The organism is Mycobacterium sp. 852013-51886_SCH5428379 (assembly GCF_001665575.1).
Lineage (GTDB): Bacteria > Actinomycetota > Actinomycetes > Mycobacteriales > Mycobacteriaceae > Mycobacterium.
Genome location: NZ_LZSU01000015.1, coordinates 16,739 through 27,403, shown reverse-complemented (window position 1 = coordinate 27,403; position 10,665 = coordinate 16,739). Strand labels below are relative to the sequence as shown.

At 70.3% G+C, this 10,665-nt stretch carries 9 protein-coding genes, 1 tRNA gene and 2 riboswitches; of the genes, 5 read left to right on the top strand and 5 right to left on the bottom strand.

The window, feature by feature from the left end; genetic code table 11:
* The 3 genes from A5757_RS05260 to A5757_RS05250 form a co-directional block, all read right to left on the bottom strand.
* The coding region (locus tag A5757_RS05260) for a PP2C family serine/threonine-protein phosphatase (protein WP_066829701.1) at nucleotides 1–1,442 on the bottom strand (1,442 nt) is incomplete at its 3' end.
* A complete protein-coding gene (locus A5757_RS05255; protein WP_066829698.1) occupies nucleotides 1,439–1,906 on the bottom strand; it encodes an FHA domain-containing protein in 468 nt (155 codons plus the stop codon). The genes A5757_RS05260 and A5757_RS05255, both read right to left, overlap by 4 nt.
* A gap of 140 nt (nucleotides 1,907–2,046) precedes the next feature.
* Complete coding sequence (locus A5757_RS05250) at nucleotides 2,047–3,507, bottom strand: FhaA domain-containing protein (protein ID WP_066829696.1); 1,461 nt, start codon at nucleotides 3,505–3,507, stop codon at nucleotides 2,047–2,049.
* Nucleotides 3,508–3,767: 260 nt separating this feature from the next.
* Between A5757_RS05250 and A5757_RS05245 the strand changes: the two genes are divergently transcribed.
* From A5757_RS05245 to A5757_RS05230, 4 genes are all read left to right on the top strand, one after another.
* A tRNA-Leu gene (locus A5757_RS05245) sits at nucleotides 3,768–3,853 on the top strand.
* 178 nt (nucleotides 3,854–4,031) lie between these two features.
* Nucleotides 4,032–4,124, top strand: a riboswitch (glycine riboswitch).
* A riboswitch (glycine riboswitch) is annotated at nucleotides 4,125–4,228 on the top strand.
* A gap of 97 nt (nucleotides 4,229–4,325) precedes the next feature.
* Entirely contained in the window at nucleotides 4,326–5,705 is a 1,380-nt protein-coding gene (locus A5757_RS05240) for an L-serine ammonia-lyase (RefSeq protein WP_066829694.1), read from the top strand.
* An 83-nt stretch (nucleotides 5,706–5,788) separates the two neighbouring features.
* On the top strand, nucleotides 5,789–6,082 hold the full coding sequence (locus A5757_RS05235) for a type VII secretion target (RefSeq protein WP_197497263.1): 294 nt from the start codon (nucleotides 5,789–5,791) through the stop codon (nucleotides 6,080–6,082).
* Nucleotides 6,073–7,740 (top strand): alpha/beta fold hydrolase, encoded by a 1,668-nt coding sequence (locus A5757_RS05230; protein ID WP_197497262.1) that lies wholly within the window; start codon nucleotides 6,073–6,075, stop codon nucleotides 7,738–7,740. Before A5757_RS05235 ends, A5757_RS05230 begins: the two co-directional genes overlap by 10 nt.
* A gap of 2 nt (nucleotides 7,741–7,742) precedes the next feature.
* Here the strand turns inward: A5757_RS05230 and A5757_RS05225 are convergent, their stop codons facing one another.
* Complete coding sequence (locus A5757_RS05225; RefSeq protein ID WP_156618181.1) at nucleotides 7,743–9,317, bottom strand: protein kinase family protein; 1,575 nt, start codon at nucleotides 9,315–9,317, stop codon at nucleotides 7,743–7,745.
* Between the two features lie 106 nt (nucleotides 9,318–9,423).
* Between A5757_RS05225 and A5757_RS23105 the strand changes: the two genes are divergently transcribed.
* Nucleotides 9,424–9,975 (top strand): hypothetical protein, encoded by a 552-nt coding sequence (locus tag A5757_RS23105; RefSeq protein WP_231983892.1) that lies wholly within the window; start codon nucleotides 9,424–9,426, stop codon nucleotides 9,973–9,975.
* 70 nt (nucleotides 9,976–10,045) lie between these two features.
* Here the strand turns inward: A5757_RS23105 and A5757_RS05215 are convergent, their stop codons facing one another.
* A complete protein-coding gene (locus A5757_RS05215) occupies nucleotides 10,046–10,636 on the bottom strand; it encodes a TetR/AcrR family transcriptional regulator (protein ID WP_066829704.1) in 591 nt (196 codons plus the stop codon).
* Nucleotides 10,637–10,665 lie beyond the last annotated feature (29 nt).

Below are 10,665 nucleotides of genomic sequence, written 5' to 3'. Positions count from 1 at the left end.
AGATGTGTATAAGAGACAGGGGCGCCCGGGGAGGTGGCCGTCGTCGGCGTCTCCGGAGCCGGACTCGCCGCGGGCGACGACGGCGTGGGGGACGGACGCGGAGAAGCGCCCTCCCCAGGGCGGACCGTGGGCGAGGGCGCAGGAGGCGGTGGCGGCGTCCTGGTCGTCGTCGGGGGCGGGGGGCAGAGGGGCAGTACCGAGCTGCGGGCGAGCTCCTCGATCTGGGCGATGGCCTGGTCCAGGGAGCCGCCGGGCAGTCCCGCGATCACCTGCGCGCGTTCGGATTCGCGCATGTCCTGCACGTCGAGCGGCTGACAGCTCCGGTTCTCCGAGGACTGGTTGGCACTGATCAGCGACAGCTCGTTGCGGGCGTTGAGGCAGCCGAGCAGATAGGGCTCCTGCAGTGAGTAGCCGAGAAACGACCCCTGCACGCCCCGCATGATCGAGACCGTGCCCTCGTGGGCGGTGACGTAGTAGTTGTTGCGCACGATCTCGCGGCCGACGGCCAGCCCGGCGAGCACCAGCAGCACCAGCACCGTGGCGGCCATGAACATCCGGCGCCGCGAGCGCGGCTTCTTGACGGGTTCTTCCGGTTGCGCCACAACCCGTTTCGGGGCGTTGCGCTTCGGGTTGAACGCCGACGCGCGGCCGGCGGCGGTGTTGGGCGGCGGTGAATCGTCGTCACCGGAGACAGCACCGGCCAGGATCGGCTGGGTTTGGCCGTAGTCGTAGTCCACGACGTCGGCGACCACCACGGTGACGTTGTCCGGTCCGCCACCGCGCAGGGCGAGTTCGATGAGCCGGTCGGCGCTCTCGGCGACGTCGGGGATGCGCAGCGCGTCGGCGATGGTCTCGTGGCTGACCGGATCGGACAGACCGTCGGAGCACAGCAGGTAGCGGTCACCGGCGCGGGCTTCGCGCATGATCAGCGTCGGCTCGACCTCGTGACCGGTGAGCGCCCGCATGATCAGCGACCGCTGCGGGTGGCTGTGGGCTTCTTCGGCGGTGATGCGGCCCTCGTCGACGAGGGTCTGGACGAAGGTGTCGTCCTTGGTGATCTGGTTGAGCTCGCCGTCGCGCATGAGGTAGCCGCGCGAGTCGCCGATGTGCACCAGGCCAAGCCGGTTGCCCGCGAAGAGGATGGCGGTCAGCGTGGTGCCCATACCGTCGAGTTCCGGATCGGCTTCGACGTGCGCGGCGATCGCGGCGTTGCCCTCGCGGACGGCGCTGTCCAGCTTGCTCAGCAGGTCGCCGCCGGGTTCGTCGTCGTCGAGGTGGGCCAGTGCGGCGATGACGAGCTGGGAGGCCACCTCACCCGCGGCGTGGCCGCCCATGCCGTCGGCCAGGGCCAGCAGGCGGGCGCCCGCATAGACGGAGTCCTCGTTGTTGGCGCGGACGAGGCCGCGGTCGCTGCGCGCGGCGTACCGGAGAACCAGGGTCACGGGCGCAACTCGATCACCGTCTTGCCGATTCGCACCGGCGCACCGATCGGAACCCTTACCGCCGTCGTCACCTTCGCCCTGTCGAGGTATGTGCCGTTGGTCGATCCTAGGTCTTCGACGTACCACTCCGAACCTCGTGGCGAGATCCGGGCGTGCCGGGTGGAGGCGTAGTCATCGGTCAGCACCAGGGTGGAATCGTCGGCGCGCCCGATCAGCACGGGTTGGCTGCCCAGGGTGATGCGGGTGCCGGCCAGGGCGCCCTCGGTGACGACGAGGTGGCGAGCCACCCCGCGAGCCTGCCGGTTCGGTAGCAGCGAGCCGCGCAGCGCCAATCCGCGGCGGACCATGACGGCGCCGGTGGGTGCGTAGATGTCAGTGCGCAGGATGCGCAGCACCGACCAGATGAACAGCCACAGCAGCAGCAGGAAACCGACGCGCGTCAGCTGCAGCATCAACCCCTGCATCTGACGTCCTCTCCGTCCCGGTCACGGTGCGCCGACGGCGCATCACGCCGTCGGCGCAAAGTCACGATACTTGGGTGGTAATCAGTGCACGCCTCAAGCCGACCGCATGTTCCCGGGTTGTGACCGGGCGTCGTGAGCACTCAGTGCACGCGGACGATGATCTCGGAGTGGCCCAGGCGGATGACGTCGCCGTCGGCGAGCTGCCATTCCTGCACCGGCGCGTTGTTGACGGTGGTGCCGTTGGTGGAGTTCAGATCCGACAGCAGCGCGGTCTGACCGTCCCAGCGGATCTCCAGGTGGCGGCGTGAGACGCCGGTGTCCGGGAGCCGGAACTGGGCGTCCTGGCCGCGGCCGATGACGTTGGCGCCCTCACGCAGCTGGTAGGTGCGGCCGCTGCCGTCGTCGAGCTGCAGTGTGACCGACGCGCCGGCGCCGGACGGGTAGTCGCCCTGGCCGTACCCGGCGCCGTAGCCGGCTCCGGCGCCCTGGCCGTAGTCCTGTCCGTAGCCACCGCCCTGATCGCCGTAGCCCTGCTGCTCGCCGTAGCCCTGCTGGTCGCCGTAGCCGCCGCCCGGTTCGCCGTAGCCGCGGCCGTAATCCTGGCCGTAGTCCTGACGGCCGGGCGCCGGGGGAGCGCCGTAACCACCGCCGTACCCCTGGTCGGGGTAGCCGCCCTGGTCCGGGTAGCCGGGCCGGCCGCCGCCGGGAGTGCCGTAGCCGCCGTCCTCGTGGCGGCCGGGGCCGGGCGGGCGGCCGTAGTCGTAGTCGGCGCCGGGGGCGCCAGGAGCGCCAGGAGCGCCATAGCCGGGCTGGCCGCCGGGCGGGGGACCGTAGCCGCCCGGGCCCTGCCGGTAACCCTGGTCGTATCCGCCGCCGGGACCCTGGCGGTAGCCCTGGTCTTGCCGGGGTTCGTAGCCGCCGCCGGGGGGCGGCCCGTAGCCGCCCGGACCGCGCTGCTCGTAGTTCGGGGGGTAGCCGCCCTGATCCGGGTAGCCGCCCTGCTCGGGGTAGCGGCCCTGCTCCGGTGCCGGCGGGTAGGGCGCGCGGGGCTCCTGGCCGCGCTGCTCCTCGCCGGGCGGGCGTCCGTAGCGATCCTCGTAGTAGTCGTCGCCGGGCCGTCCCTGTCCCTGGTCGCCGCGGTAACTCGGGTTGTCGCTCATCGGTGGTACTCCTGGTTCTGCGGTGTACGCGTGGTCTCGGTGTGCCGAGGCGGGTTCGCCGGTGGTCGAGTCGGGGTTGACCGCGCCGCGTGCGCGGAACTGTCCAGTGTGCAGGTTCGGCGACTGCTCGAATCTGACGACCACATCACCATACGTTTGCCACCCCTGCTCACGTATGTATCCCTCCAGATGCCTGGCGAATGCGGTCGCGGTCAGGTCCGGATCGGCGCTGACCTTTGAATGGTCGGGCACACTGAGGGTAATTACGTAGTCGTTCGGAGCCAAAACATGGCCGCGGCCGACGGTGCGGATTCCGGCCTCGGCTTCGCGGCGCAACCGGGCCTCGACCTCCTGAGGGACGATCGACCCACCGAACACCCGGGCGAAAGCGTCGCCGACGGTGGATTCCAGCTTGCGCTCGAAACGGTCGACCAGACCCATCTCACCGCCCGCCTCTCCCTCGTCGTGCCTGCTCCGTGGGGCCGCTGGACGGCATTCTCGCTGGCCGACGACCTTCCTGCATGGTATCTACCCCGTCTCGGCCGGTCGGATCACCAGAACTGAAGAGAATCACGATGAGGTTTGATGCCGGAATTTCTCCTGCCTTTCGTCCGCACCGCGCCGCGTCTGGCGGAGGCTCCGCACCGCCGCGGGCGTTTTGGGGCGGTGGCGGCTTCGGTGATAGGCTCCCTCGGTCTGACGGGCGAGTGGCGGAATGGCAGACGCGCTGGCTTCAGGTGCCAGTGTCCTTCGGGACGTGGGGGTTCAAGTCCCCCTTCGCCCACCACGAGCGGTTCTGCGAACCGCGACATCAAGGCCGCGGATCCTCGGGTTCGCGGCCTTTGTGTTTGAGCGCCCGATTATGTTGGCGGACAGACGTTTTGAGAACGCGCCACATGCCTGATCGGTGGACATCCGACTCGCCACGTGTGTACTGTGGCGCACATCACAACCGAATAGCCGATCGACGCGATGCGGGAGAAACCTCGACTTCTGAGGTGCCGTAGGAGCAATCTCCTCCCCGGGAATCTCTCAGGCGCATGTACCGCAACGCGAAGGCAACTCTGGAGACAAGGCGGGCCGTAGGCCATGCCTTACCGAAGGTGTACGACGCCGCGTTGCGGTGTCTCAGACTCTCAGGTTTCAGGACAGAGCGGGGAGGGCGCAGCAGCCCGGGCACCGGTCCGGGCTCCGAACCGGGAGTCGCCCTTGTCCGAGACGCCGAAAACGGCCGGCAGAACGCGATCGACGGTGAAGCGATGACCGTCAGCGTCTTCGACCTCTTCACCGTAGGAATCGGCCCCTCCAGTTCCCATACGGTCGGGCCGATGCGCGCGGCGGCGCGGTTCGTCGGCTCCCTGCAGTCCGCTGACCTGCTGTCGCGAACGGCCTCAGTGAGTGTCGTTCTGTACGGTTCCCTGGCGGCCACCGGTGCCGGGCACGGCACCATGTCCGCGGTGCTGCTGGGGTTGGAGGGCTGCGAACCGGAGTCGATCACCACCGACCACAAGGAACGCCGACTCGCGGAGATCGCGACCTCGGGCGAGATCCGCTTGGCGGGCGCCGTGGTGGTCGCTCTGACCGAAGACGATTTCGTCTGTCGTCCCGACGAGGTGTTGCCGCGACACCCCAACGGCATGACGTTCACCGCGACCGACCAGCACGGCCATGAGTTGGCCTCGCGCAGTTACTGCTCCATTGGGGGTGGGTTCATCGTCGACGCCAACGGCGTCACCGAAGAGCCTTCTGATCCCGTCGAACTGCCCTACTCGTCCGCTGTCGAACTGCTCGCGATCTGCGATGAGCAGCAATGCCCTATCAGCCAGGTCGCCCTGCGCAACGAGCTGAGTCGGCGTTCGGAGTCGCAGGTGCGGACCGGCTTGTTGCACATCCGCGATGTCATGGCGGAATGCGAACGGCAGAGCATCACCCGCGAGGGCGTGCTTCCCGGCGTCCTGGGAGTGCGTCGCCGCGCGAAGGCCTGGTACGAGCGGCTCACGGTCGAGGACCCCGAGCGCGACCCGCAGTTCGCCCAGGACTGGGTGGATCTCGTGGCGCTGGCCGTCAACGAGGAGAACGCCTCGGGTGGACGGGTGGTCACCGCACCCACCAACGGCGCCGCCGGCATCGTGCCGGCCGTCCTGCATTACGCCGTGCACTACACGCAGCCCGGCAGGGTCGATCCCGACGAGACCGCGGTCCGCTTTCTGCTCACCGCCGGTGCCATCGGCGCACTGTTCAAGGAGCGCGCGTCCATTTCCGGCGCGGAGGTGGGCTGCCAGGGCGAAGTCGGCTCGGCCGCATCCATGGCGGCCGCGGGCCTGGCCGAAATCCTCGGCGGCTCCGCCCGACAGGTGGAGAACGCCGCCGAGATCGCCATGGAGCACAGCCTCGGTCTGACCTGCGACCCGATCGCCGGGCTGGTCCAGATACCGTGCATCGAACGCAACGCGATCTCCGCAGGCAAAGCGATTAACGCCGCGCGAATGGCGTTGCGGGGCGACGGAACCCATCACGTCAGCCTGGACGAGGTGATCGAGACGATGCGAGCCACCGGCGCCGACATGCACAGCAAGTACAAGGAAACGTCGACCGGCGGTCTCGCCATCAACGTCTCGGTCAACATCGTGGACTGCTGACCGGTTCTCCACAGGCGGGAAATCATCCACAGCCTGCACCAACTCCGCACAGCCGCCGGTCGGCGCCGCCATACGCTCGATCCGTGGCTGCGCCTTTGCGTGTGAACCCCGACTCCTTGCACACCGCGGCGTCCTGGCAGACCGAGGTCGCCGACCACCTCACCGCCAACAGCGCCGGCCACGCCATGACCGACGCCGCGGGCGCGGTCGCAGGGTTGGCCACCGCCGCCGCTTGCGATCACGCCACGACCGTCCTCGATCGCGTCACCGCCGCGCTGGCCGCCGACCTCACCACGCACGCCGAGCGGCTGACCGCTGCCGCCGACCTCTACGTCCGCACCGACGAGGACATCGCCCGGTGCCTCCCATGCCGCTGACCCTCCCCGACATCGAAGGGTCCCGTCCCGAGGCCCTGGCTCAGACGGCCGAGGAGCTCAGCACTTCAACGATCAACCTGCAGAACCGAATTGACCAGCAGCACAACGCCATCGAGACCCTACGCACCGACTGGCACGGCGACGCCTCCCAGGCCGCCGTCACCCGGGCCATCCCGAACCTGCACCGGATGCGCCACCTCCGCGACGCCGTGCACCGGCTGCACACCACCCTCGACGGCGGCGGCGCCCAGCTGACCCGCGACCGCACCGACGTCCTCGATACCGCCACCCGGTTGCGGCAGCAGGGCTGGCGCGTGTCGCCGGCCGGCACGGTGACCGTCGAGCCCGGCAGCGCGCTGGACCGCTACGCCGCCACCAGCCCGCTCGCCTGGCTCCGGGTGCGGCAGCTCGCCGCGACGGGCACCGCCACCCTGACCGCCCTGCTCGCCGAGTTCGACTCCACCGACCGCCGAGTCAGCCGGGACATCCGCACGGCCGTCGAAGGTCTCATCGGCACGCTGCCCCAGGCCCCCACCGACCTGGCCGTCCCCGATGGCAGCTCCGCTGAGGTCCAGCAGTGGTGGGACCGCCTCAGCGACACCGACCGACGCCGGCTGCTGACCGAACACCCGGAGCGGCTCGGCAACCTCGACGGCGTTCCGGTCGCGGTCCGCAGCGAGGCCAACATCGCCGTCCTGACCGCCGACATCGCCCGCGTCGAGCACGCGACTCGCGCGATACCCCGCCACCAGATGGTCCGCTATGACAACGCCATCGCGGTGCGCGACGGACTGCGGGCCCAGCGCGACAACACCGACGCGCCGACGTTCCTGTACATCTACGAGCCGGAAGCATTCGGCGGGCAGGGCAGAGCCGCCGTCGCGATCGGCGACCCGGACACCGCCGACGACACCGCCGTCGTTGTGCCCGGCACCGGCAACAACGTCGGCTGGCTGAGCGACGACGCCGCCGCCCACGTCTACAACGAGACCGCGGCCGCCGATTCCACCCGGACCGCGGCCGTCGTCGCCTGGATGGGCTACGACGCGCCCGACAGTCTCGCCGATCCGCAGGTCGGGCAGCCCGGCCTGGCCCGCCGAGGCGGCGAACTGCTGGCCGCCGACGTCAACGCCCTGGCCGTCACCCACACCGGCGACGCGCACGTGACCGTGATCGGCCACTCCTACGGGTCCACGACTGTCGCCGACGCCGCGGCGGGATCGGGGATGCGGGTCGACGACGTCGTCCTCATCGGGTCACCCGGCACCGATCTGGCCAGGAGTGCCGCCGACTTCCACCTCTCCGAAGGCGGGCATCTCTTCGTCGGTGCCGCGTCGACGGACCCCGTCACGCACCTCGGCGGGGAAATCGCACTCGGCGACGACCCGGCCGCCGACGGGTTCGGCTCTACGCGCTTCAAGGCCGAGGTCGCCGGGTGGACGGATCCGATCAGCGACCACAGCCGGTACCTCACCCCCGGCAGCGAATCGCTGTTCAGCATCGCGACGATCGCCTCCGGCCACGGCGACCGGCTCGAAGCGCTCGGGCTGACCGCCCCGCACCGCGACCAGCTGCCGTTCACGCTGCCGGGACTCGAGGTGCTCAACCTGGATCCGGAGACGTGGCGACCGGGCACCGGTGGCCATACGTACCGGTGACGTCAGGCCGGCGGACCCGGCGGGTGCAGGGTGATCTCCGCGATGCCGATCTGGTTCTTGCCGTTCGTGTTTCCCAGCTTGCTCACCCAGACGAGCACGTTCGACACCGGCTCGTTCGAGGTGAGGGCGATGGTGTTGCGGCCGGGGTTCAGCGGCGTCGGCGCACTGATCTCCTCAGTGTCGGCGAGTGCGCGCGGATCCGCACGGCGGGCCGTCCGCACCTGGACCACCGTGCCGGTGCTGCCCAGATCGACTGTCACCGCGCCAACCGTGACGGGGGCGGGCAGCCGCACCATCAGGCCGAGGCCCTCCTTGAACGTCGGGAAGGGTTCGGAGTCGAAGTAGTTGTCGGTGGACCACGCCGATGACGGGTCGCCATCGATGACCCGGCCGGCGGCCTCCGGGTTGTCCGGTCGGCCGTCGGGGGAGAAGGCCTCGGCCGAGGCCGGCGTGATGGGCGCTGCGGCCCCCGCCTTCACGGTGCCCGGCGGTGCGACGGGTGCGGGCGGCGGTTCGGCACCGAGGCCGAGTTGATCCGCGTCCATCGCGGGCGTCTGCTCCGGCGTCGCGAAGAAGTCGTTGAGGTTGGACCCCAGGGAAATGGCCCCCACGGCGATGATCGCCGCGGCGGCGCCGATGCTTGCGCGCAGGATGGTTTTGCGGGCTGCCTGCCGCAGCTCGTCGGGTTCGACGTTGCGGAAGTCGGCGTATCGCCCGGGCGGCGGTGGCGGGAGGGGATCGAGCACCCGGATATCGGAGGTCTCGGCCACCGCGTCGTCGGCGGCCTGCCGCAGCAGCGAAACGAGCGTCGAGGCGGTCGCGATCCCCGGCGGGTTGCGCACCAGACCCGCCGCGGTCGTCGAGATCAGATAGGGTACATCCGCCGGTAGTATGGGTTCACCGGATGAATCACGTTGCAGCGCAGCCCAATCGGCGTGCGAATCGTCGACCCAGTGACCCGTCAGCAGGGCGTACAGACAACCGCCGATGCCGCGCAGATCGCCCTGGACGGTGGCGTCGGGCAACGTGGCGGGAAACGCCAGCACCGCGCGGCCGTCGGCGCTGACCCGCACCCGGGCGGGATCGTCGAGGCCCAGGCGCAGACCGGCCCGGTGCGTCGCTTCCGCGGCGTGCGCCAATGATTCGAGGGCGGTGGCTGCGCCGAGTGCGGAGGGGTGCGTATCCGCGACCTCGCGCAGACTGCCGCCGGGGATCCAGTCGCTGACCACCACGCCGAACCGGCCGGTGTGGAAGATCTCGCGAATCCGCGCGACGCCGTCGGTCTCGACACCGCGCAACCGGACGGTGAGCGAGATGATCTCGTTGACGAACTCCACGGGCAGGGTGTGCTGCGGATCCACCAGCGTGAGGGCGACCCGCCGGCCGGTGGCGCCATCGACGGCCTGCCAGAACTCGAGTACGCGGTGGCGGCCGTGACAGGCCAGCAGGCGGTAGCGGCGGGCCACGACGCTGCCGGGACGGTGCGATGCGCCGGAGATCACGCGCGGTGGTGGCGTGGGGGCAGGGAAAGACAGGGTCGGCGGATCGTTGGAGATCTCCGCAGAACCGTCGGCCACCCTACTCACATAACCGTCCCGGCTGTGACCCAAACCGGGCGAGACGTAGAGCCTTCGGTGTTTCAAAACCGAAACCGGCGGCAATGGTTCTGTCATGCGAAAAAAGATGAGCAAAGCCGCCCCGGCCCTGTTCGCAGGTGCTGCCGCCACTGCGATCGCTTTCGCCCCAGCGGCTTTCGGAACCACAGGTCAGTTCACCCCTAACCAGCCGCCGCCTCCGCCGCCGTGCCTGAACGCCGACGGTTCCGCGTGCGTCCCCGACGTCAACGCCGCCATCCCGGGTGGCCCGGCTGGTACGGCCGGTCCCGAGGGCGCGGCAGGCGCGATCCCGGGTGGGCCCGTTGGCGAGGCAGGCCCCGGTGGTGCCGCGGGCGCGATCCCGGGTGGTCCGGTCGGTGAGGCCGGTCCCGGCGGTGCGTCCGCCGCAATTCCGGGTGGTCCCGTGGGCGAGGCCGGCCCCGGTGGTGCCGCGGGCGCGATCCCGGGTGGTCCCGTGGGCGAGGCCGGACCCGACGGTGCGTCGGGTGCGATCCCGGGTGGCCCGGCCGGGTCCGCCGGTCCTGACGGCGCCACGGTCACCATCCCGGGTGGTCCCAGTGGCTCCGCCGGTCCCGGTGGCGTGACGGGCTGCATCCCCGGTGTGGGCTGCATCGGCTAGCCCGCGGATACATTGAGCTGAGATGAGCTGAGATGAGCTGAAGAGGGGTCGGGCGATTGCCCGGCCCCTTTCAGCGTTGCGGCGCAGTCGCGCGCTCCAGGATCAGCCGAGCCGTACGCCTGGCCCGCTCCCGGGAGTATGTGCGGCCCTCCCGCTGGATCGCGTAGACCACGCCCCCGACGATCGCGTCCGCCGCGGACTCGGCCGTCGCAGCGTCCACGCCGTCGGCCAGCAACCGCTCGTGCACCGAGCGGTGCAGCGGTAACCCGAAACCCGCACGCAGCCGTTCCGCGGTGTCCTCGTGTTCCAGCGAGGCGACGGTGAGGATCCGCAGCATGGCGTGCCCACGGTCGGTGGTCAGCGTCGCCGCCAACCGGTCGGTCCAGGCGACGACGTCGGCGACCACGTCGTCGCTGTGGGGGACCGGCGCCAGAATCCGGGGGGCGTCCTCGAGCAGCACATCGGCGACCAGCGCCGGCCGGCTCGGCCACCACCGGTAAATGGTCTGCTTGCCCACCCCGGCCCTGGCTGCGACGGCCTCGATGCTCAGCCCGTCGAAACCCCGTTCCAGCAACAACTCCCGCGTCGCGGTCACGATGGCGACGCGGGACTTCTCGCTGCGCCGTCTGATCGACGGGCCCGGCGTTGCAGAGGAAGTCATCACCCCGTAGTGTGCCACGAGACGAGACG

Coding starts and splice junctions, on each gene's coding strand:
- A5757_RS05250 (WP_066829696.1), bottom strand. CDS start 3,507: ATGGGTCTGGTCGACCGTTTCGAGCGCAAGCTGGAATCCACCGTCGGC.
- A5757_RS23105 (WP_231983892.1), top strand. CDS start 9,424: ATGAGCAAAGCCGCCCCGGCCCTGTTCGCAGGTGCTGCCGCCACTGCG.
- A5757_RS05255 (WP_066829698.1), bottom strand. CDS start 1,906: ATGCAGGGGTTGATGCTGCAGCTGACGCGCGTCGGTTTCCTGCTGCTG.
- A5757_RS05215 (WP_066829704.1), bottom strand. CDS start 10,636: ATGACTTCCTCTGCAACGCCGGGCCCGTCGATCAGACGGCGCAGCGAG.
- A5757_RS05230 (WP_197497262.1), top strand. CDS start 6,073: ATGCCGCTGACCCTCCCCGACATCGAAGGGTCCCGTCCCGAGGCCCTG.
- A5757_RS05240 (WP_066829694.1), top strand. CDS start 4,326: ATGACCGTCAGCGTCTTCGACCTCTTCACCGTAGGAATCGGCCCCTCC.